This is a genomic window from Pedobacter sp. FW305-3-2-15-E-R2A2 (assembly GCF_038446955.1).
Classification (GTDB): Bacteria; Bacteroidota; Bacteroidia; order Sphingobacteriales; family Sphingobacteriaceae; genus Pedobacter.
The window spans coordinates 2,757,430-2,784,396 of the sequence record NZ_CP151803.1 but is presented as its reverse complement, the minus strand read 5'-3'; the positions used below and the strand labels follow the sequence as shown (position 1 = coordinate 2,784,396).

The following is a 26,967-nucleotide window of genomic DNA, read 5'->3' as shown; positions in this document are numbered from 1 at the left end:
AGATTCTCGCTTATACTATTTTATTAAAGATCCCGCTTCTACCGGAGCATCAGCCACCGGATTTTTGTATTCCTCCAGGATAACATGGGCATTCATTCCTCCAACGGCATAACTGTTCAACCCGGCCCTTCTTGGATAAACACCATTGCTCCAATAGCCTGGTTCAGATTTCAGGATCATCGAATGCCCCGGATCAAGTTCCTTATTCACAATATCCAATCCTGAAATTCCGGGTATGGTCTTATTCCGGAATGCCATGATCACCTTAATAATGGATACAATTCCTGAAGCAAGTTCCGGATGCCCTACTGTCGGCTTCACACTTCCGATGTTCCACTTCTTTTCTGGATTGGAACTCAACTCCTTATAAGCTTCATTAATAGCTCCCAACTCAATGGCATCAGCCATTCGGTTAGCTACGCCATGAGCCTCGATATAATCAATGGTATCCGAATTTACTCCTGCCTTACGGATACAAGCCTTGATCACTTCCTTCATTCCTTTTGCACTCGGCGTTTCCAATGAAAAGCCGCGACCTCCGTGATAAACGGCACTTCCCCTCACCAGGGCCAGAATTTTGTCTCCATCTAACCTGGCCTTTTTTAATGGCTTAATGATCAAAACACCTGCACCTTCACTTTTAACAAAGCCGGTCCCCTCATCGCCAAAACTTCTGGTCACCTGCCCGTTGCTCAGTAAACCGGTTAACTTACCCAGCGCATTTTCCTGAAGTGCAAGTCTGGAGATCACATTGACACCGCCTACAATTGCCTGTTCACACTCACCGGTATAAATACTTTGAATTGCGCGGTGTAAGGCGACATATCCGCTCGTACAAGCCGTATCAACAACCTCACTAGGTCCTTTCAGGTTCAGCTGGAAGGAAACCTTGTTCGGGATGATGTAAGAAATGTCTTTATCAACATTTATATTTCCCAATTCATCAGCTTCAGGAAGCAATTGCTGTGATCCGATAAATACACCTGTTCGTTTAGCTGAAAGGTCTTTCAGCGCAATCCCACTCTCTTCAATCGCCTGCCCCAGAACACCAAATATCAATTTTTGCTGGCGGCCCATGGCAGAAAACTCTTCAGGTGTCAGACCAACCTTACGGATATACGATTCCTGAAAAACCTCGGTAATAGCGCCATAATGAAATGAAGTACCTTTTGATTTAACTTCAACCGTCCTGTCCATTACATTGCCCGACATGATTTGCTCCCAAAGCTGCTCCGAATCCACAGCACCGGAAAAAATACCTCCAAGTGCGACAATCGCAATGGCTTCTTCTCCTTCCGGCTCTGCCGCTTTCTCCTCTGCCTGATCGTCCTCATCATCCGAACGAATCATTCTTTTCGAAATCAAATCATCCCCATAACATCCATGGATATATTCACTCAATTCTTTTATGCTTGGGTAATTAAAAATATCGGTCGACTTTAACAGGATGTTCAACGCGTCATTGATGTTCTTGGTCAGGGTAGTTCCCAGGATGGAATCAAATCCATATTCCGAGAATGGCCTGTCTTCTTCAAAGGCTTCTATTGGTAGTTTCACCGTTTCCGACGCAATACGTATCAATTCTGCCGATAAACTATCCAGCCCCGACTTGCTTATTTTTAATGTGCCTGGTATTGCCGGAGTTTGCCCGTTTAGCGACTGACCTGCAATGGATTGCTCCGGCTGTAAGGATGCTGTGATCGATTCCAGGGCTCTGGGAATTGTAATTACTCCATCGCTCCCGGCAATAATGATCTGTTGTGGCAATGCGACACCCTCAGGATATATTTTCGTTTGTTCAAAACCCTGTTCCGCCAGAACTGCCGTCCAACCCACTGCCGACAAACCCGGACTGCCTTCCAGACGAACTTCAGGATCTTCATACAGCCACCAACCATCCAATAGTCCAAAAGTGAGGGTGCTGTAAAGATCCGTACGGGCGATTTCATTTAGCATCAACAAACCTCCTTTTTTCAATACGGCCTTGATATTGCGCAGTGCAACGCTGATATTTTTGGTGGCATGCACCACATTGGTTCCCAGAACAACATCAAATGAGCCTGTTTCAATTGCCTGAACTGCAGGCGATTGCTCAATATCAAACAAAGCCGTCTGAAGATAAGGTGCCTGAGATTTGTAGTTCCGTTCTGCATGTAATAGGAAACTTCTGGAAATATCGGTATACACATAGACGATCGAAGCTTCGTATCCTGCTAATTTCCTGAACAACATCTCACTGGTCCCTCCTGTTCCGGCACCGATTTCCATGATCCGGAGCTTATCCCCTTCTTTTTTCTTTCCGATGGCGGCGATGATGCTCTCTGCAACCTGCGCAGTCAATAATTCATTGAAATAATCTGCAGTATGATTACCGGTATATATTCCTTTTACATAGGCAAGGCTTCCATCCGGAAAAATAACATCCATCGCCCTCGCTTTTCCTGTAAATATTTCTTTCAGTAAAGAGAGGCAACGCAACAACAGATCAAGGTGTGCCTTATAAATCGGTTGTTCTGTTGAAAGTTCCTCAATCGCATAGGTCAGGTCAAAACCAGTCAGTTCTTCTTTTAGGTCTGCCGATAGTACGATACCATCTCTATCTATTTTGAGGTGTGTCATTTCTTCCAGCCAACCCAACATCGACTGGAATAACCGTCCGTATTTATCGCTGATTCCCAGTACGGTTCGCAGTTTATGAATCAACAGGTCGCGATCCCCAATCTGTAAGTCCGTGTTGCTTTCTTTCTGAACCTCCACCTTAAAATCAACACCTTCGAGGCCCAGTTCATACAACACTTGCAAAAAGCCTTTAACACAAATCTGAAACATCCTTGATTCATAGGGCTCTGCATGCTGGTATTCAGGAACCGGAACTTCCTGTAACCGAAGAGCTGTAGGCTCAGCTTTTATAATTTGCTGATGACTTAACAGGCTACCAATTTTTGAACTGCTCTGTTTTGACAGTTTTAATACGATGGCCTGCTCCTGTCCATTAGCGATCAATGTTTCCAGCACCTGCATCCCTTCTGCTATAGAAATACTCTCTATGCCTAGTATCAGCATCCGCTGCCGGTATTCTGCTGAGCTGACTACCCCAACTTCGCCCCAATACCCCCAGTTGATCACATGGGTCCGGATGCCCAGACGCTGGGAAACCTCCTGCGCATAACTGTCTTTGTACATACAACCGGATGAATAATTCCCCTGTCCGGGGGCATTCCATTGCGATTGCGCAGAAGAATAAAAACAGATAAAGTCCAGGTCTTCTTCTTTAAAAGCATTGACAAGGTGATGACTTGCCGTAGCTTTAGGATCAAAAGAACTGCGGTAATCTGCTTCGGTCATGTTTGCCATGAGTTTATCATTCAGTACCAATGCCGAATGGAACAGGCCATGAATTACTTCATGATTTCCTTTAATCTCCCGGAATGCAGCGGCCACACTTTCCTTTTTAGTCGCATCACACTGGATATATACCGGACGCGGACCTGTTTTGGAAATCTCTTCCTGTGAAGCAAAGATCTTGTCGTCGGCTACGCTTCTGCCTAGCCAGATGACTGTGGCGCCATATTTTTCAGCCAGATAAGCTGTAGTTACTTTTCCGATTCCTCCAGCGCCGCCAAGAATGACATAGATTCCCCCTTTCCGGAACCTGCTTTCCTTATCCGGATCCAGCTGTAAAGGCGACAATACCCGACGGTACAAATGACCAGCACGGTAAGCCTGGAGTATATCCTGAACATCGTAAGGTGTACTGAACAAGCGCCTGAAATCCTCCTGTTCCAGGGCTTCGGTTTCCAGATCGGTTACCCGTACCTGCCAGTTTTCATATTCCCGGGCCAGTGAGCCCAGCAATCCTGGAATCCCGCTTCCGCTTACAGAGACCTGATCCCCGGAAACCGCTTTTTGCGTATTACAGGTAAACAGTTCCAGGTAAAGTTCAGCTTCAGGATCTGCCAGGTCTAACAATGTTTTAATGCTGCCGAATATGTTTAATTCATGTTGACCATATTTTACATTAGCTTCGGCATACAGGTCACCATCTACAGCATTCACTATCGGTTTTTCGGAATCTGATCCAATTGCCTCCCTATCCAGTCCGCCAGTAAAATAAAGATGATCGCCACTGTTTATCGAACCTCCCAAATCAGAAAGGTTTGTCAATACTTCCACCTCTACACCTTCAGATTCCAACCAATTTGCTAAACCTGCAGCAAACGGACCCTGTGAACCGCCAGTGATGATCAGATAACGACCAGAATTGCGAGTTACCTTTTCCAAGCCGGTAGCTTTTATAGCGCTCAGGGATTTTCGTTCCCATAAAGGCATATATAAGATATCTGCAGAAGATCCGGAACCTGTGGCTGCCCCATTCATTGATTTAACCTGCTGATCCGGAATCCAATAACGTTCACGTGCAAAAGGATAAGTCGGCAAACTGATCTTTTGCGGCCTTTTGCCCGGATAGAGCAATAGCCAATCTATACCAACGCCTTTTACCCATAGCTGTGCCAATGCCGCAACCTCCCGTCCAGATATCGCCGCATGAATATAAGCTTCGCCTGCCCTGCCTTCCAGCACAAAACTGCCTGAATCTCTTTTGATATTACCGGTATAAAAATCACCAGGTTTTTCCTCGAGATAAGTATTTAATTTTGTGGTTAGCTCCTGGAGATCTCCTGCTGTCAATGCCAGCCTTTCTTCCATGGCTTCTCTGCCTGTCTGTAAAGTGTAAGCAATGGAATGCAGTTGTTCATCCGGATGGGATCGCAGGTGATCTGCCAGGTTTTTTACCTGATCTTTCAGCCTCGCTACATTCCTGGCCGACAACAATATAATTACCGGACCACTTCCAGTGTCGTAAACCTGCTTTTCCAACGGGTATTCTTCCAGAATAAGGTGTGCATTGCTGCCACCAAAACCGAAACTGCTTACCCCCGCGATTCTTGTTTTATGATTTTCAACTGCCCATTCACTTGTATCTTTTTGCAGGCTAAATGGCGTCCCATCCAACTGCAGATAGGCATTTGGTGTTTTTAAGTGCGGATTTCCGGGTAAGATCCGATGCTTTAAAGACAACAATACTTTAACAACTCCAGCGATGCCGGCAGCAGCCTCCAAATGACCGATATTTGTTTTTACACTACCAATACTACAATGTGGAACAGCTGGAAAATCCAGTCCCCGCTCTTTATAGAGCGCTTTAAAAGCAAGTTTGAGTGCTTCTGTTTCGATCGGATCTCCCAAAGGAGTCCCGGTTCCATGTGCTTCTATATAACTGACATCCCGCGGATCTACATTTGCCGAACGATAGGCCTTTATTAACAGTTCCTTCTGTGCTGCTGGATTAGGGGATGTTAACGAATTGGCTTTTCCTCCATGATTGACGGAAGTTCCGCGGATCACACCATAAATACGATCCCCGTCTGCTTCGGCCTCTTTTAATGATTTCAAAACCAGCATGCCCACACCTTCACCTCTCACGTAACCATTTGCAGCCTGATCAAAGGTTCTGCACCTCCCATCTTCGCTCAACATTCCAGCCTGACTTAAAGGCAGCAGTGTTTCCGGAATGATGTCTAAACTTCCGCCACCAGCAATGACAATCCTGCAATTCCCGGAACGAATGTTTTCTACCGCCCTGTGAATCGCAACGAGTGAACTCGAACAAGCCGTGTCTACCGGCTCACTCGGCCCTGTTAAATTAAAGAGGTAAGATATGCGGTTGGTAAGGATGGAATGAGAAAGCCCTGTAATGGACTGTGCCTCCTGACTTAAACCATGACGCTGAACCAACGAAGAATAATCATTAAAATAGGAACCGATAAAAACACCGGTGTCTGATCCGGAAAGGTCCTTCACATTAATTCCTGCATCTTCCAGGGCATGATAAACGGTTTCAATTGCGATCCGGTGCTGAGGGTCCATCAATTCAGCCTCCATCGGCGATATATTGAAAAACAACGGATCAAATTTGTCTATATCATCAATAAATCCACCCCATTTTGCTTTCGTTTTATGTTTGTCTTGCTTAGGGTCTCCATAAAATGCTTTCCAGTCCCATCGCTCTGCAGGTATTTCTACGATCAGGTCCTTGTTCACTTTGAGGTGCTCCCAAAAAACCGCGAGATCCGGAGAACCGGGAAAACGCCCGCTCATTCCGATGATTGCAACGGAAGCATTTTCCTGACGCGTTTCATCTTGCCCTCTATCGGCAACAGCAGGCTTGCTATTCTGCGTAAACCGACGATCCTGATTCAGACGGGATTTCAATAAGGCCACTGAATGCGGTCCGTTTTCAGGTTTCTCTATCAAATTGGTACGATTTCCTGCTCCCGGACCACCATGTTTTTGTATTAAACTGCCTACATGTTCCTCCAATAAAAATTGGGTAAAACGTCCGGCAGTCGGATAGTGATAAAATGAAGTAGGCAATAACGCCAAATCATAATATTCATTTAACTGATGACAAAATCTGGTGATCAAAATAGAATCAAATCCATAATCCCCTAATTCATCGTCAATTTTTATATGATTTTCTTCGACTTTCAATACCTCTCCGACAAGCGCAATGATTTTATCCTCTACCTTTTTCTGTAGTCCTGCCGGAATGTTTTTTTCAGATCCGGAACCAACTGCATCATTTATTTTACCTGCAACCTGCTGCCCATAGAATTTCTCTTTTAATCCGTAAATCACAACACCCTGTTCTGAGGCTGCTGAAAGCAGGTTTTCAAATGCAATAATCCCCACTGACGATGGCATAGGGAACATTCCCCATTTACTTCGCAGGTATTCCAATTGATCCGCAGCGATCTGCATTCCTCCTTTTTCCCAGTAGGGCCAGTTGATACTCAGGGTATGTCCCTGTCTCAAACCAGCTGCTTTTTGTTCGTTTCGATATCTGGCATAATTGTCCAGATAGGCATTTGCTGAAGCATAGTCAGCCTGTCCGATATTTCCCATTACTGCGGATAAAGAAGAAAACAGCACCATAAAATCCAATGGTTCAGCACTGCTGGCCTCGTCCAGATGTTCGATACCAGCTATTTTACAGGCCAGTACCTCATCGATCTGCTCCTTTGTTTTATGCACAATCAGAACGTCCTGAATCACACCTGCGCTATGAATAATCCCGTTAACGGAAGCGTGTTTCTCCCGGATCTTCGACATCAAAGCTGCTACAGCTGCTTTTTTACTGAGGTCACAGGAATGGTATTCCCAGTTTGGAATATCCGATAAGGCATCCGCATTTTCTTTACTGAGCTCTCTTCTCCCCGTAAAAATCAAACGGGTATTTCTGAAACCTGCAATGTACCGGCCGAATACTTTTCCGATTTCCCCTAAACCACCGGTGATCAGGTAAACTCCTCCTTCTTTAATCACTGGCTGCTGCACCTGATTCCCAAAGTCATGGGACTTGAACTGCTTTGTTTCTCTTTTTCCATACTGATAACGGATTTCAGTATCGGTAACTGAAGTCTCCCGCTCTCCCTCCAATATCCTCAGCAGCTCTTCACTCAGGTTAATCTCAAGTCCATCCACCCCAATAATTTTTCCCTTAATTCCCGGGCTCTCCTGCATCGCGGTCTTTAACAAACCGGCAACAAAGGCGTATTCTAAATAATCTTCGTTTTTATATACAATCAGGAGATTTACCTTTGATTTCTGCTGTATTTTATCTTTGATCTTTTGAAAAACAGCATTGAAATAAGCGGTTTTAGTTCCTGCAGGAATGAACGAGACTTCTGCTTCAAGCCCTTCGGAAAGCTGATCAGCAAGGTTGGCCGAGCCTCCCGCCAACAACACCTGAAGCTCTGAAGAATGTCCATCTGTATTAATCAGCTCCTGCACCTTCCAGCTATAATCATACAAATGAACCGCCGGAACTGATTTCTGTTCTGTTGAAATCTGATGTTCCTGGAACCCCGCTACTGGTACCTTTTCTTTCGAACCTGAATCCAGATCTGTGACGGGCAAGATCACAAAATCTTCCATTCGTAAAGCCACTTCCCCTTGTTCATTAATAAGGTCGATATCATACGAAATGATGGTGTTTCCACTGGTATTATTTTCACGCTTCCGCGCATAAGCCCACATCCTGCCACTGAGTTCCCCATAAATACTCACCGCATTTACAAAAAATGGCAGCGATAAAGCACCTTTTTCAATCACTGGCATCAACACTGCGCAGGTTTGCAATGCACACTCCAGTATCCCAGGGCTCAGTACATAACCTTTCTCCAGAGGAAGTACGATTTTAGACAATGCCTCATCTTCGCTGTGGTACAGTTTTTCGATGCCCTTAAATGCAGGCCCGTACTCCAGTCCTTGTTCTTTAAAGTACTGGTAATATGCTTCTCCCTCCTTCACCTCGGTTAAACGGATGGTTATCAATTCCAGATCGTATGGCTCCGGAAAGGACAATGGCCGGCTGCTTAAAATACCCTGACAGTACAACGTCTCCTCCGGGTCAGTTGTATATACGTCATATCCGGCAGTATGCAGCTCAGATCCGGCTTCTTCAGTGGAAGGATACAAACGGATGTTCAAGGCCACTGCTTCACTACCTGTTTTTAAAGGGTTCTGCCAGGAAATTTCCTTGAGCTGGGTCACCCTTTGTCCCAGACTTCTTGCTCCTGCCTCCCTGGCCATTTCCAGATAGGTTAGCCCAGGCATGGCTTTTTCACCGGCCATCCGGTAATCTTTTAAAAAGCTTTCCTGCCCGGTAAAAATACTGAGGTATTTCTGCGTACTAAGATCCGACTCATTGCAGTGCAACAGTGGATGTAATTTTCCGGTTTGAGGATCGGATAGGCTTAACGACTGATTAGGAATCCAGTAACGTTCGCGTGCAAAAGGATAGGTAGGCAAACTGACCTTCCGTGGTTTTAGCCCCGGATAAAGCAATGACCAGTCCACATTTACACCTTTCACCCACAGCTGTGCGAGCGATCCGGTTTCCTGTTCAGCAATAGCTGCTCTGATATAAGCCTGACCTGCCTTGCCTTCCAGAATAAATCCGTTTCCGTCTTTTTTGGCATTGCCGGTATAAAAATCACCGGTTTTTCCTTCCAGATAACCATTCAGCTTCCGCTTCAATTCATTCAGATCACTTGCAGTCATTGCCAACCGCTCCTCCATCGGCTCCCTGCCGGTTTGCAGTGTATAAGCCATTGGATATAACGACACATCCGGATGACGCTCCAGATAATCAGCGAGGTTTTTTACCTGCTCTTTTAACCTACCGCTATTCCTTGCCGATAACAGAATCACAACGACTGCACCAGGCGCAACATATTCTTTCTGCTCTGATCTGTATTCCTGCAGAATAAGGTGCGCATTACTGCCACCAAAACCAAAACTGCTGATCCCGGCGATGCGAAGTTTATCGTTTTCAGTCGCCCATTCCCGGGTTTCTTTCTGCAAATGGAATGGGGTATCTTTTAATTTTAAATACTCGTTTGGTGTTTTTAAATGTGGATTTCCCGGTAATATCCGATGCTTTAAGGCAAACAACACCTTAACCACTCCCGCAATACCTGCAGCTGCCTCCAGGTGGCCGATATTTGTTTTCACACTGCCAATACTGCAATGAGGAACCGCAGGGAAATCCAGGCCTCTGTCTTTATAAAGTGCCTTGAATGCCTGCTTCAACCCTTCGGTTTCTATCGGATCCCCAAGAGGCGTTCCTGTACCATGAGCTTCAATGTAACTGACATCCCGGGGATCTATATTGGCGGAACGGTAAGCTTTTAACAGCAATTCCCGCTGTGCCGAAGGGTTCGGAGAAGTCAATGAATTGGCTTTCCCGCCATGATTTACTGCTGTTCCCCGGATTACCCCGTAAATATGATCTCCATCAGCTTCGGCTTTGTCCAATGATTTTAAGATCAGGATGCCCACGCCTTCACCTCTTACATAACCGTTTGCTCCCTGGTCAAAAGTGCGGCACCTTCCCTCTTCACTTAACATCCCGGCCTGGCTAAACGACAGGGTAAGTTCAGGAGATAACATGGCATTAACCCCACCGGCAATCGCCATATCACAATGTCCGTTTCTGATGTTTTCTACTGCTTTGTGGATCGCGATCAAAGAACTTGAACAAGCCGTATCTATCGGTTCACTCGGCCCGTGGATGTCCAACAAATAAGAAATGCGGTTCACCAGCACAGAATGCGCAGCTCCTGTAGAAAATAACGCATCGCCCGACAGATCGGATTTTTTATTGATCAAAACGGAATAATCCAAACTAGACACCCCGATAAAAGTTCCCGTATTCGTACCTTTCAACGCATTCACAGCAAGCCCCGCATCTTCCAATGCGGTATATACTGCTTCCAAAGTGATCCGCTGCTGAGGATCCATTAACTCAGCCTCGGCCGGTGAAATATTGAAAAACAGCGGATCAAACTTATCTATATCTGCGATAAATCCACCCCATTTTGCCTTGGTTTTATTCTTATTCTGAGCAGCACTACCATAGTAATCTTCCCAGTTCCAGCGGTCGGATGGAATTTCAGTAATCAGGTCCAGGTTATCTTTCAAATTCTGCCAGAAGATTTCGGGCTGTGCTGAACCAGGAAACCTTCCGCTAAGACCGATAACCGCTACGCCATCGGTTTTAGGAGCAGACGATAAAGGCGCATTTGGAAAGTCGAATGTGCTGCTGATAGCTCGCTGAAATTCCTTTTCATCGAATTTCAGATAAAGCGATATTTCCTTTGGATACTCCTCCAGCAAACATTCCGCTAGTTTTCTTATCGTATCATATTGAAAAAGAAGCGTTGGATATAATTCGATTTCCAGCTTAGCCGAGAAACCGGTCGTCATTCCAATCAATTGTGTAGAGCTGAGTCCCAATTCCATGAAACTTTCATCGAATGAGATTTCATCAGAAGGCACCTGTAATACGCCTGCAATTTCCTGCTGAAGCAGTTTTCGGATCTCAGCTTCTGCCAACGGTTTCCTGTCAACCTCCTGACTAACCGGCTTTTTTGCCTGCGCAAGTACTACTGCCGGATGCGCTTCTGTTACCCTTGCAGTTATCTCTCCTTTTACAATCTCTTGTCCCAGCCAGTAATGGTTGCCAGATAATCTTTCTACCGGCAATGCGGTCCTTTGTGGGAAATGATTGTTTTGTGCTGCTTCGATCAGCATGTGACAATTCGTTCCACCAAATCCAAAGCTGGATATGGCAGCAATGGCATGCGCTGTTTCCCACTTTTTCAGGGAGGTATTCGGATAAAATGGTGATTCCTGGAATTTAAACCTTGGATGAGGATTTTCACAATGCAATGTAGGCACGAGCAGACGATGTTGCATCTGCAAAAGGATCTTGATCAGGCCGGTTACCCCGGCCGCAGTCATATTGTGCCCCAGATTACTTTTTACAGCGCCAATAGCGCAATATTGCTTATTTCCGGAATAGGAAGCATAGACTTCTGCAGCGGCCTGCACTTCTATAGGATCGCCAAGTAACGTGCCTGTTCCATGAGCTTCATAATAACTGATTTTCTCCGCTGAAATTCCGGCCCTCGTCAACGCATTTTCAATCACACGCTTTTGTCCTTCTTTATTTGGAACGGTCAGCCCCATGGTATGGCCATCGTTGTTGACATCCGAACCGATGATGACCCCGAAGATCTGGTCCCCGTCTGCTTTCGCCTGATTATATTCCTTCATCATCACAAGTCCCCCGCCCTCTGCCAGTACAAACCCGTTTGCCCGTTCGTCAAAAACATAACTTTTGCCATCTCTGGACAATACTTCAGCCTGACTGAAACCGATATGGGAAAAAGGATCTGTCATAATAGAAATTCCTCCTGCTATGGCCATCTTTATTTTTCCTGATAAAATATCATCACAGGCATCATGAATCGCAACCAGAGCGCTTGAACAGGCCGTATCAATCACTTTACTTACGCCTTTCAAATTGTAAAAGTCAGAAACACGCGCTGCAGTCATATTGCTGATGCTGTTGACGACCGTATGCTTGTAACTTGCCTTCGGCATCAGATGGTAATGATTGCGGATGTAATTGTTGTCTTTAGCTCCAAGGTAGACACCGGTATGGCTGTTTGCCAACTCTTCCTTATGATATCCTGCATGCGACAACAGCTCCCGGCTCAATTCCAGAATAATCCTTTGCTGAGGATCCATTGAGATGGCATCATCATCACTGATTTTAAAATATTTCGCATCGAATAACCCCGGATTTTTTAAGAATCCTCCTTTTGTCGTATAGGTCTTATCCGGCGCTGCCACTTCAGAATAGTGTTTCAAAATATCCCACCTGTTCGCCGGGGTTTCTGTAATCGCATCTTTTCCGGATTTTAGATTTTCCCAGAATTCAGATAGGTCATCTGCCTGAGGAAGTCTGCAGGACATCCCTATAATGGCTACTTTTCCGCTGTTTTTCGCATGATTATTGACAAAGCGCTGATCAGCAAAACGGTTGGGCAAAGGCATTTGCGTGCTGTCCTTAACCTCATTATTCCTCGTGTCATTCTGCTCAACCGCAACCGGCTTCAATACCATTTCTGTTTCCATATAGCCTGCCAGCGCATTGATCGTTGGATAATTGATCAGGGATGTTGGGTCCATAACGATTTCATATTGGGATTCCAGCGTGTGAAGAATTTTCATGATCAGGATAGAATCCATACCATATTCCGAAAAATCAACATCTGCTTCCAGGTCTGTGACCTTAAGTTTTAACTGTTTCGCTATGATCTCCTTAAGAGATGCGATCAGCTCAGACTGGTCCGGGCCCTCGACATTCTTCACTTCTAAAGGTTTTTCAGCAGGATTTTTCTTTGTTCCGACCAGTTTTTCATAGAATTTTTCTTTTAACCCATAAATTACTGCAACCTGATCTGAGCCCCCTGAAAGTAAGGCTTCAAATGCAGCGATCCCTTCCTTTGATGGCATTGGCAGCATTCCCCATTTACTTCGCAGGTATTCCAATTTATGCGCATCGATCTGCATTCCTCCATTCTCCCAGTAAGGCCAGTTGATGCTCAAGGTATGTCCCTGTCTCAAGCCCGCTGCTTTTTGTTCATTGCGATACCGGGCATAATGGTCCAGATAGGCATTTGCCGAAGCATAGTCAGCCTGTCCGATATTCCCCGTGACTCCGGATAAAGAAGAAAACAGCACCATAAAATCCAATGGTTCTGCACTGCTGGCCTCGTCCAGATGTTCGACGCCGGCCATTTTGCAAGCCAACACCTCATCGATCTGCTCCTTGGTTTTATGAACAATCAGGCCGTCATGAATCACGCCCGCACTGTGAATGATCCCGTTAACTGAACCATGCTTCTCCCGGATTTTTAACATCAATGCCGCTACAGAGGCTTTCTTGCCGACATCACAGCAATGGTACTCCCAGTTTGGAATATCGGATAAAGCCTCCTCTTTTTCCTTACTCAGCTCCTGCCTTCCGGTAAAAATCAAACGGGTATTTTTGAAGCCTGCAATGTACCTGCCGAACAGCTTTCCGATTTCGCCCAAACCACCGGTAATCAGGTAAACACCTCCTTCTTTAATCACTGGCTGCTGAATCTGCTGGTCAATATCATAGGACTGAAACTGTCTCGTTTCTCTTTTACCGTTCTGATAACGGATCTCTGTGTCGCTAAGCGAGATGCCCCTCTCTCTTTCCAGGATCCTCAGCAGTTCTTCACTTAAGTTAAGCTCAAGTCCGTCCACTCCAATGATTTTACCCTTTATTCCCGGACTTTCCTGCATTGCGGTCTTTAACAAACCAGCAACAAAGGCGTATTCCAGATAATCTTCGTTTTTATATACAATCAGCAGGTTTACCTTTGATTTCTGCTGTATCCTATCTTTGATCTTTTGGAAAACAGCATTAAAATAGCTTGTTTTATTTCCTGCAGCAATGAACGAGACCTCTGCTTCAAGGCCCTCAGAAAGCTGATCGGCAAGATTCGCTGATCCTCCGGCCAATAATACCTGAAGCTCCGGAACATCCCCCTCTGCAGGAATCAGCTCCTGTTCTTTCCAGCTGTAATCATACAAATGAAGCGCAGGAACAGATGGCCGATCTAATGAAACCTGACGCTGGCCCCTGACTGGTAAGGTAACAAAACCCTCCATTCGTAAAGCCACTTCACCTTCGTCATTCATGAGATCGATATCGTAGGAAATCGCCGAATTTCCACTTCTATTGCTATTGCTTTTCCGTACATATGCCCACATTGGAGTACTGAGTTCCCCATAGAGGTTTACAGCCTTTACAAAAAACGGCAGAGCTAAAGCATCGCTTTCTGCTCCCGGAATCAAACCTGCGCAGGTTTGCAAGGCACTGTCCAGTATTCCCGGGCTCAGCACATAACCTTTCTCCAGCGGAAGCACTATTTTAGACAATGCTTCTTCCTCACTATAGTACAGTTTTTCAATGCCCTTAAAAGCAGGACCATATTCCAGTCCCTTTTCTTTAAAATATTGATAGTAGGTTTCAGCATCTTTTACTCCAGCCAAACGTTTGGTTATTGAATTCAGATCATAAGTTTCGGGAACGGGCAACTGTCGACTGCCCATGGTGCCACTACAATGCAACACTTCGGAATCCCCGGTTGTATAGATTTTATATCCTGCCTCTTCAGCCGATGGATGCAGCAGGATGGTCACTTCTTCCGCTTTATGTTTTACTGTTAAAGGGCTTAACCAGGTCACATTTTTCAACTGGGTGATCTGTTGACGAAGGCTTCGTTCCCCCGCTTCCCTGGCCATTTCCAGATAAGCAACCCCAGGCAATACTTTTTCTCCGGCGACCTTATGATCTTTTAAAAAATGTTCTTCACCAGTATAAACACTAACATATTTTTGCTCCATAAAGTCCGATTCATTGCGGTGTAACAGAGGGTGTAGCTTTCCTGCAACATGACCGGAAGCTTTAACTGAAGAAACCGAATCATCTGGTACCCAATACCGTTCCCTTGCGAAAGGGTAAGTAGGCAAACCGATCTTTTCCGGCTTCCTGTCCGCTCCCTGATACAACAAAGACCAGTCAATCTGAATTCCTTTCACCCAAATCTGCGCCAATGATCCGGCTTCCTGTGCGGAGATGGCTTCCCTGATATAGGCTTCACCTGCCCTGCCTTCCAGAACAAAACCGCCCTGGTCTTTTTTGATGTTACCCGTATAAAAGTCGCCGGTAGCTCCTTCCAGATAAGCAGTCAGTTTAGCTTTCAGTTCATCCAGGTCAACGGCCGTCGTGGCCAGCCGCTCTTCCATTGCTTCCCTGCCGGTTTGTAAGGTATAGGCAATGGAATACAAGTTCAGACCGGAATGTGATGCCAGGTAGTCAGACAGGTTTTGCACCTGATCCTTCAACCTTGCCCCATTCTTTGCCGATAGTAAAATGACTGCGGGTCCTTTACCGGTATAAGCCTGATGCTCTTCAGGAAGGTATTCTTCCACAATGAGGTGTGCATTGCTGCCTCCTGCACCAAAACTGCTGATCCCTGCGATACGGAGCTTGCCATTTTCCGGCAACCAGGCTTCCAGCTCCTGCTGTACCCGGAACGGACTGACTTTGAAATCTATATTCGGATTCAATACCGAAGAATGTAAGGAAGGTACCAGCTGCTGATGTCTGAATTGCAATAACACTTTGCTAAGACCGGATATCCCTGCGGCAGACTCGCCATGCCCGATATTAGATTTCACAGAACCGATGCTGCAATATGCGGTCTTTTTTGAAGGAAAAACCTGGCTCAGACCTGCAATTTCGATCGGATCCCCCAGACTTGTACCCGTGCCATGGGCTTCAATATAACTGATATCGCTGGCTTGTATTCCCGCCCTTGAGATGGCTTCTTTGATCACTGCAGACTGCGCGCGAAGGTTCGGCACTGTAAATCCGCTGCTTCGGCCTCCATGGTTCAGGGCAGTGCCTTTGATGACCCCATAAATCCGGTCGCCATCTGCTTTAGCCTTGCTCAGTTTTTTTAACAGTACCACACCCACACCTTCACCAGGCACATAACCGTCCCCGCCTTCTCCAAAACTCCCACATGTCCCCTTCGAAGATAAAAACATCGAATTGGACAGCCAGGTGTATTTGCTTGGATGTAAGCTCAGGTTTACTCCTCCGGCAAGTGCCATCGTACTTTCGCCCCTATGGATACTCTCACAAGCCAGATGAATGGCCGTCAGTGAAGAAGAACATTGGGTATCGATCCCGATACTGGGACCCCGGAAACCTAAATGATAAGACACCGTATTGGCAGCCATTGATACAAAACTGCTTGGCATAAAGCCTCCTTCAGTCCCTCCGACACGATATAGCTGGTAATCTGTCCAGAAAACACCTGCAAAAACACCTACTTTTTCCGTGTCTGATAATTTCTTCGCCGTATAACCGGCATCTTCCACTGTTTTCCAGCTCTCTTCCAGGAATAAACGGGCCTGGGGATCCATATTTTCTGCTCCTGCAGGAGGAATATTGAAAAACAAAGGATCAAACTTATCTGCATCTGCGATGAAGCCGCCCCATTTGCTATAGCTCGTTCCTGTCTTTCCTTTTTCCGGGTCAAAATAGAGACTGGAGTCCCAACGCTCTTTCGGAATTTCAACAATGCTGTTCTTACCCTGACTCAGGTTTTTCCAGAATTCATCCAGGTCTTTTGCCCCCGGATAACGGCCGCTAACCCCAATGATCGCAATCGGATCACTCAAAGCGGCTGATTTACAATTCAATAAATTACCTGAACCCAATCCAACAGGAGGTACTATTTCAGATAAATGCTGTGCTGCAGCCTTTTGCTGAGAACCAGAAACTCCTGACGATGCCAATAATGTAGCCTGACGATCAGCCGGTAGATCAACCGATATAAAATGTACCTCGTCATTCTCCTGCAAATAATCACTCAGTTCAGCAATGGTCTGATATTCGAACAACAGAGAAGGATAAAAATCATGGCCACATTTCTGTTCCAGATCCCTAACCAGTTCCATGGTTTGTTTTGAGTCCAGGCCAAGGTCATAAAAGCCCCGGTCTTCTTCTATTTCTGCAGCCGGACGATGGAGCCTGGCCGACAGTAATTCTCTTAAATAAACACGGATCGCCTGCCCGGCCTGATCTCCATGCTCAGGAAAATCATGGTTAACTGCTGTGGTCGTTGTTCCTGCAGAAACCAAAGACGAAGCAGCCGCTATTGCCGGCCCCTGCAGTTCTTCTTGAACGCCATCCTCCAAAGGTGTAATCAACTGTCTGATCAGCTCCGGGTGACGGATACGTTTACTGGTCAGGTTCCTAAAACCGCCAAGGTAAACCCCCTCTTCGTTATATAACAAAATATCATTTTTAACTACTTCCGGTAAGGTTGCGGTATCAGCAACCTGTTTCCTGCTGTATACAAAAAGTCTGGAAGGAAGTGCCTGCTGCAATTCAAACTGATCAATTGAAAAAGGGATATAAGGCACCTTTCCGGAAAATACACCTGTACCTTCAGAAAGACCAAAGGAACTTCCGGCAAAAGTTGCACCATCCAAAAACGGCGGCGGCGCCAGAAATTGTGTGCGATAATGTTCTGCCTGCTCGCTCAGATGCAATACCATCAGTTCCTCTTCTCCCCGTTGATAAAGCTTACCCCTGGTTTGCATAAAATCCCCATGCCAGATGTTCATTGTCCTTGCCATGGCATAAACAGAAGACATTTCAAATACGCTATCGCTGTTTGCTATAAACCCTGCAATATCGAACCTTTCAAAAGTTGTTTTCTGCAAGTGCTCCAGAAGACATGCCATGTGCTGCTCCCATTCTCCGTAAACATCCCCCTGCTTATTGATCCGGCAGGAATAGATACCAGCCTCATAAAGACTCTCTTTTCCTACCCTGTAGCGAATTTCCACCAGGCGGTTAAAAGATTCTGTTGTAGCCAGAGGTGAGGTGAAAAGTACCTTCTTTAACATCAGCTCTTCCCCGAACAGCTCTTTTGCCGTCCGCAACAGCATATCCAGATAGGTTACCCCAGGTACAATGCGTACTTCATGTACCCGATGGTCCCGAAGGATATAATTTTCATGATCAAAGGTCAACCGAACAATCCATTCTGGAGCATTCCCGAAGGTTTTAGACTGCAGGTATTGCTCAAAGACCATCTCGCCGAAGGCCGTATCGCTCTGTGTGGTTCTTCCCTCCATCATCGGTTGTTTCTCTGTAACTGCGCTTTTATACTGATGCCGTTCTTCCTGTGACAGCCGTTCTTCCGGCCAATAGCGGCTCCGGTTATAGACAATCCCAGATCCTGAAAAAGGTGTCTTAACTGCATTATACGCAGGAATTCCTGCATTGCTCAGCAAAACATGGGCATTGTTCCCGCCAAGACCGAAAGCACTGACCCCGGCCCGCCGAATCCCCTTCAGTCCAACCCAGTCCTGCAACTGAAGAACCGGATACACCGCTGATTTCCCAAAGTCAAAACGTGGGTTTGGCCGCTCACAATGAAGTGTAGCCGGAATCTGACCGGCACTGATCGACAGCAAAGTCTTGATCACACCGGCAATTCCCGAAGCACTCAGTAAATGTCCGATATTGCTTTTTACACTGCCCACACCACAAATCCCCGCTTTTCCGGCACTGTATTTCTCCAGCACCCTGGTGATCCCTTTTAATTCAATCGGATCGCCAATCAGGGTGCCCGTTCCATGGGTTTCTATATAGCTGATGGTAGATCCGTCTATTCCTGCATCCTTAATCGCCTCTTCAATCAAAGATTGCTGGGCGACCGGATTGGGCGTCGTGATCCCCATGGTATTTCCATCATTGTTTACCGATGTCCCTTCAATTACGCCGTAAATCTTATCTCCGGCTGCAAGGGCACTATCCAGACGCCTCAGCATCAACACCCCGCAACCTTCCCCTATGCCTGTTCCGTTTGCATCCTGATCAAATGTTTTACTTTTCCCATCAGGAGAAAGTACTTCGGCATTGCTCATCAAAATAAAGGGCCTTTCGTCCAGCAGGATGTCCACACCTCCGGCCAGCGCAAAATCAGCCTGACCTGAACGCAATGCTTTTACAGCAAGGTCTATAGCGGTCAGCGAGCTGCTGCAGGCCGTATCCACCACCATATTCGGACCATGAAGGTTATAAATATGCGCCAAATGGGCGGTAATGAAATTCTGTCCGATACCCGCCAGCATGTCTTTGTGAACCTCACTGATCTTTTCCTGGAAGCTGCCTGAGCGGCTGCCTGCATAAACGCCCACACGTTTACCCCAGATATCGGACTTGCGGTAACCTGCATCAGCCATTGCCTCTGCACTTACTTCAAGCCATTGCCTTTCCAGCGGATCGATCATAGCTGCCAGATCCGGACTGATCCCAAAATATCCAGGATCAAAACCAGTGATATCTTCCAGAAAACCACCCCATTTACTTACACTTTTTCCGCGTTGTTTCCCTCCTGCAGCATAATATAGGGAGGTGTCCCACCTTTCTGAAGGTACTTCACGGATGCTATCCCGCCCCTGTTTAAGGTTCTCCCAGAAAGCGGCGAGGTCCGGTGCATCAGGAAAATGACAAGCCATCCCGATTACGGCGATAGGAATATGATTTCCATTCAATCCCGCAACCTGATCCTTCGATATCACCTGTTTTTCTAAAACAAACTGATTTATCGACCCCGAATCATTCAGCAATCTTACCTCATTCTTTGATGCCCCGGTGGGATTTGCACGGTTATGCGCGGTCTTGTGCGTGGATAAAACAGATGACAATACAACAGAATAATGTTCCTGCAAATATTCACTCAGCATGCCTATACTCGGATATTCCAGAATCACCGTTGGAGAAATACTCACCCCCGGCATTTGTTGTTCCAGTCTTTTCACCAGTTGAGCAAGGATGACCGAATCCACTCCATATTCCTGAAAAACTATATCTTCTTCCAGCTTATTAGCCGGTATTTTCAATTCTATGCTGACCTGATCAGTCAGCCATTCTATAAGAACAGCCAGCGGAACCAGACCTGAATCCTCCAACCCTATTTTGCCTTTTTTATCGGTTCCACTTTCTTTAACGTCCGTATTTTCTCTTTCCCTTACCTGGATGTCGTGTTTCTCCGGTACCATGAACAGCTGCCTGGCATTAAATCTCTTTACATCACACAGCCCCGCGAAAAATTCAGGAGCCTTTACAGCGCCGCTAAGTACTGCATCCAGCACTTTCAGCCCCTGCTGGTCAGTCAGCGATAAAAAGCCAAGCGAACCGTATACCCCTCCGCTGATTTCACCCATCCCGCTTTCTTTCCAGCTTCCCCATTGGATGCTCGTATAATTTTTCCCCTGCAAACGCTGATAGGCAGCAAAGCTGTCCATATAACTGTTCGCCATCGCATAATCACTCTGACCGGCACCAAGTACCGGCACAAATGCAGAAACAGAGGAAAACAACACCCGGAAATCAGGGGCATGACCTTCCAGCACCTCATGAAGGTGCTGCAATCCAATCGTTTTCGGCACCTGAAGCTGCGCGATGGCAGCAATATCTTTTCTGATAAATGCAGGGTTTTCATCATCCGCATAACCTGCACAATGCAGCAGCCCTTTTACAGGCCCCCAGCTTGTCCTGACCTCTTCCAATGCGGAAAACAATCCTGCTTTATCGCTTAATGGCGTATTCAGCAGGATCAGCGATGCCCCAAGACTTTCCAGATACAGGATGTCCCGGATCTTTTTCCCTGTTGCCGTGGATGCCGTCTTCTCCTGTTCCCAAAGTGTTCTTTCCGGCAGGGCTTCACGTCCCAGCAGGATCAGCTGTCTGATCCCCCGGTGCTCCACCAGATGCCGCGCACAGGTCATTCCAAGACCACGCATGCCACCAGTAATCAGGACAGGGCCATACAGCACGCCTGTTTCCCGTTTTTCTACTGCGATTTCTTTTGCTACTGGTTGCTCCCAGTTCCCCTGATGATAACGTAAGCGGCTGTGTATACTTTTAGCCCGGTAGGCTTCAGCGATGACGCGGATGCGTTCCGTGGCATCCAGTGAGCGATCTATTTCCAGATGCAGGCTTTCCAAATGACGGTATTCTGCCTGCAACATCCGGTACAAGCCAAAACGCTCCGCACCATAAACATTGACACCGTCACCTGAACCATCACTAACGATCATTAGTTTTAATCTGCCACCGGAATGACCGGCGATCAGCTGCTGCAACAATGCCAGCCAGTCCTCATATACCGGACCTGCAGCACTCCATCCACCCAGGTCGATCAGTCCGGAAATCTCTTTCCCGCATCCGGCAAGCACTTTTCCTTCCGCCAGGTCACAGATCACAGCATTGCCAATCTGCTCAGCTAAACCGGATGCCAGTTCATTGACTCCAGTATCGGCCAGCAACAAGGTGTTTCCAGGTAACTCATCCCCCTCAGTTAATACTGCAGGTTCCCAGCTCCGGCTAAACATCATCAATTTCTCTTCCTTCACCACAGTTGCCCTTTCCAGGCCTGTTGTTCGTTCGGCTGCAGTGATCCAATATCGCTCCCTCGCAAAGGGATAACCGGGTAAACTGAGTTTAACCGGCCGTTGTTCTCCATATAGGGTCTCCCAATCAACCGTTACACCTGAAACCCATAGCTGCGCTATCTCAGTCTCAGACTGCCCGATGAGATCAGACTGATCAGTCTGATTTTTTTTGACACTTCCTATAAAAAACATCCCTGTGTTACCCGTCAAAAAGTTTGTCAACTCAGTAATCAGATCCGTAATCTTGTCTACGGTTACGGCAAATCGCTCTTCCATTGCTTCCCTGCCAATCTGCAAAGTATAAGCAACATCATATAAACTAACCTCCGGACTTGAAAGCAGGTGTTTTTTTAAATCGCCTGCATACTGATAAAGCCTTTCCCGGTTCCTTGCAGAAAGCACGATAGTCGCTCCTCTATCCGAAGTATATGATGGCTTATTTTTAGGTAAATATTCTTCTATAACCAGATGCGCATTGGTTCCACTAAAACCAAAACTACTTACCGCAGCACGTCTTGGATGCTCAGCATCAGACGCCCAGACTTCAAGCTTGTCCTGAATTTTAAATGGACTGTCTGATAAATCTATTAATGGGTTGGTATTTTCATAATTAATTGTGGGCGGTATCATTTGATTTTTCAGGGAAAGTAAAATCTTGATGACTCCGGCAGATCCGGCGGCCATTAACGTATGACCGATATTTGTTTTTACACTTCCAAGTCCACAATATTGCTTTTTAGCAGTAAATGCGCGGAATGACGCGGTCAGTGCGTCAAACTCGATCGGATCTCCCAGACTCGTGCCCGTACCATGAGCTTCTACATAACTGATGGTTTCAGGATGAATGTTAAACTGACGGTAAACTTCTTTTTCCAATTCCCGCTGCGACAATTCGCTCGGTGCTGTAATCCCATTCGTTGCCCCGTCCTGATTGATCAGACTACCTTTGATCAGACCATAGATCTGGTCATTATCCCGCTCCGCATCTTCCAGTCGTTTCAAAATCAGCACTCCAACCCCTTCTCCGGGAACAAATCCGTTTGCGCGGTTATCGAAAGTAAAACATTCCCCATCTGCAGATAACATACCGGCTCTGTTCGCAAGCAGGTAGAATTCAGGAGTATTCATGATCGTAATCCCTCCGGTGATGATCAGGTCAGTATCCCCTTTTTGCAGGCTCTTACATCCCATATCAATCGCTACCAAAGAACTTGAACATGCCGTATCTATCGCTATTGCAGGACCTTTCAGGTTCAAAAAATAAGATATCCGGGAGGCCAGAACTGAACTCGAATTGCTCCAGAATGCAGATGCAGCTTTCGTATCCAGAATGTTTAAATAATCGCTTGCACCAGCGCCAACATAAACACCACACCTGCTCGCAGCCAATAGCTCAGGTCGGATCGCTGCATCTTCTATCGCCTTCCAGCAATGCTCCAGAAACAGACGTTGCTGAGGATCCATGACCTCTGCCTCTGCTCCGGAAATTCTAAAAAACATAGGATCAAACTTATCTATATCTCTTAAAAAGCTTCCTTTTTTACAGGACAGTTTGCTCATTTCCTCCTTTTCCCTTCCCCCTTCATAACGCGCTGTATCCCACCTGGAATCCGGAACGTCTTCAATCAGACTCCTCCCTTTTACCAAAGCATCCCAAAATTCTTCCGTGTTACCAGCAGCACCAAATTGTCCGCTCAGGCCAACAATGGCAATGTCACCTGTCTTTGCAGGCTCCTGAACAACTGGTTTATCTTTAATTTCAGATACAAACCTGGGGCGTGGTACTGCATCCGGGATCACCGCCTTAACCGAAGCCGTTACAGGCTTGAACTCATCTGAAGGAACGGTACTAACAGGCAGCTTTATTTCTTTTCCGTACCTCTCGTGTATGTATTGGCTTAGCTCCTTTATGTTGGGATAATTAAAAATATCTGTGGACTTTAACGTGATGTTCAGGGCTTCATTGATGTTCTTCATCAACGTCGTTCCCAATATGGAATCAAACCCATATTCTGTAAACGGGACATCTGCTTCGAAATCCGCTTCAGGTAACTTAATCGTTTCTGAAGCAATACTGGTCACTTTTAGCTCCAATCGATCCCTGAGCGACTTGCCTGGATTTAACGAATCTGGCGCTGCCAGAGACTGTTCTATCTGTTGTAGCCCTCTTATTGGCTGTTCTGCCTGCGATTGGACAGCTGGTTTCCTCTCCTTTACAACAGCAGCAGACAGTCTAATCCACCCATCGCTCTCCGCAATGATGACCTGTTGAGGCAATACTGCTCCCTCAGGGTATATTTTCGTATGTTCAAAACCCTGTTCCGCCAGAACTGCGGTCCAGCCTGCTCCTGACAACCCCGGACTACCTTCCAGACGGAGCTCCCGATCTTCGGATAACCACCATCCATCCAACAATCCAAAAGTAAGGGTCGTATAAAGATCTGTACGGGCAATTTCGTTCAGCATCAGCAAACCTCCCTCTTTCAATACCGCTTTGATATTATTCAGGGTTTTGCCAATATTTTTGGTGGCGTGCACCACATTGGTTCCCAAAACAAGATCAAATGAACCTATTTCGATTCCCTGAAGCTCAGGAGAGTCCTCAATATTAAATAAAGCCGTTTGAAGATAGGGTGCCTGAGTTTTGTAATTCCGTTCAGCATGTAACAGGAAACTCCTGGAAATATCCGTATAGACATAAACAATCGAAGCTTCATATCCAGCTAATTTCCTGAACAACATTTCACTGGTCCCTCCGGTTCCGGCACCGATTTCCATGATCCGGAACTTATCCCCGTCTTTTTTCTCTCCGATAGCGCTGATGATGCTTGCTGCCACCTGTGCAGTCAGTAATTCATTAAAGTAATCCGCTCTGTAATTGCCTTTGTATATGCCTTCCACATAAGCCAGGCTTCCCTCCGGAAAAATCACATCTGTAGCCCGCAATTCTCCCGTAAGTATTTTTTTAAGGGAGGATAAACAACGGGACAATAGCTCCAGATGAACCCGATGACCGGTATGCGCTGCACTAAGCTGTTCAATCGCCCCGGTCATATTGAAACCAGGCAAGGCTTCTTTTATTCCTGTCGATATCACAATCCTGTTTTTTTCTATTTCTATATGCCCCAATGTTCCCAATGCATTTAACATTGAGTGTAATAACCGCTCGTATTTATCACTGATACCCAATGCTGTACTCAGCTCTGTGATCAGCAGACTGTGGTCGTCAATCCACCTGGTACCAGCCCAGTCATCATAACTTGCTTCAGCGGTCCTGCCAGATCCCTTGATCTCTTTCCAATCCTCAGTCTTAAGACCGGCTTTTTCAAGTCCCATTTCCTGCAGCGTTTGAAGCAGGCTTTTAATACAAATCTGAAACATTTGTGATTCATAGGCTCCTTCATGCACATATGATGGAATTAAAATCTCCTGTACCTGAAGATTTGTATGTGCTGCTGCTTTTAGAACTTCCTTATCGTTCAGTAAACTATTGGTCTTTGACACCGTTTCTGCGGACAGTTTCAAGACTACTGCCTGTTCCTGTCCATTAGCGATCACGGTTTCCAGTACCTGCATCCCTTCAGTGATAGAAATACTCTCTATGCCTAGTATCAGCATCCGCTGCCGGTATTCTGCTGAGCTGACTACTCCAACTTCGCCCCAATACCCCCAGTTGATCACATGTGTCCGGATGCCCAGACGTTGGGAAACCTCCTGCGCATAACTGTCTTTGTACATACAACCGGATGAATAATTACCCTGTCCGGGCGCATTCCATTGCGATTGCGCAGAAGAATAAAAACAGATAAAGTCCAGGTTTTCTCCTTTAAAAGCATTGACAAGGTGATGACTGGCAATAGCTTTAGGATCAAAAGAACTGCGGTAATCTGCTTCGGTCATGTTTGCAATGAGTTTATCATTCAGTACCAATGCCGAATGGAACAGGCCATGAATTACTTCATGATTTTCTTTAATCTCCCGGAATGCAGCGGCCACACTTTCCTTTTTAGTCGCATCACACTGGATATATACCGGACGCGGACCTGTTTTGGAAATTTCTTCCTGTGAAGCAAAGATCTTGTCGTCGGCTACGCTTCTGCCTAGCCAGATGACTGTGGCGCCATATTTTTCAGCCAGATAAGCTGTAGTTACTTTTCCGATTCCTCCAGCGCCGCCAAGAATGACATAGGTTCCACCTTTCCGGAACCTGCTTTCCTTATCCGGATCCAGCTGTAAAGGCAACAATACCCGACGGTACAAATGACCAGCACGGTAAGCCTGAAGTATATCCTGAACATCGTAAGGTGTACTGAACAAGCGCATGAAATCCTCCTGTTCCAGGGCTTCGGTTTCCAGATCGGTTACCCGTACCTGCCATTTTTCATATTCCCGCGCCAGTGAGCCCAGCAATCCTGGAATCCCGCTTCCGCTTACAGAGACCTGATCCCCGGAAACCACTTTTTGCGTATTACAGGTAAACAGTTCCAAATAAAGCTCAGCTTCCGGATCTGCCAGGTCTAACAATGTTTTCATGCTGTTGAACATCTCCAGTTCATGCTGCCCATATTTTACATTAGCTTCGGCCTCCTGACCAGCATCCGATATAGACTTTCCGGAATCTGATCCGATTACCTCGCTATCCAGTCCGCCAGTAAAATAAAGATGATCACCACTGTTTATCGAACCTTCCAAATCAGAAAGGCTTGTCAATATTTTTACCTTAGCACCTCCGGATTCCAGCCAGGCCGTTAAACCTGCAACAAACAGACCCGGCGAACCACCAGTGATGATCAAATGCCGGTTAGCAGCCAAAGACAGCTCAACGGATCCTGCCCCCTTTATTTCCGGAACAGCTTTACGCTCCCATAAAGGCTTATATAACATCCCCGCAGCAGCCACACCGGGAACAGCGACCATCACCAGCTCTTCCATTTCTATAACCACTTCTCCATGGTCATTGATCAGGTCAATATCATAAGCTACGGCTTTGCCATTAGGTCTGCTACCTCCGCTTTTTCTTACATACGCCCACATCCCAACTGTCAGTTCAGCATAAATGTTTACAGCTTTTACATAAAATGGCAAGGCAAGTGCCGTGTTTTCTACCCCAAAAGCCAGACCTGATACGGTTTGCAATGCGCTGTCCAGTATCCCCGGACTAAGCACATAATCTTTTTCCAGTGGAAGTACGATCTTCGACAAAGCTTCTTCCTCATTATAATACAATCTTTCAATACCCTGAAATGCCGGACCATATCCCAATCCTTTATCTTTAAAATATTGGTAACACGCTTCCTTTTCCTTCACCTTATGGAACCGCAGCATCATCGATGCCAGGTCATAAGGTTCCGGCGACAAAAGTTCTTCGGTTTCCAATATCCCCTGACTATGCAAGGACTCCCCTGTTCCCATTGTGTAAACTTCAAATCCGACTTCTTCAGCGGATGGGAACAGCCTTATGCTGAC

1 protein-coding gene (only partly in view) is annotated in these 26,967 nt (G+C 46.3%); it reads right to left on the bottom strand.

The annotated features are described in order from the left end of the window. Positions 1-15: 15 nt before the first annotated feature. Positions 16-26,967, bottom strand: partial view of an SDR family NAD(P)-dependent oxidoreductase gene (locus AAFF35_RS11495; RefSeq protein ID WP_342332629.1) — the 3' portion only. The gene runs 14,991 nt beyond the window's last position; the window shows 26,952 of its 41,943 coding nt (coding positions 14,992-41,943); its start codon lies off the right edge, out of view; it ends in the stop codon at positions 16-18.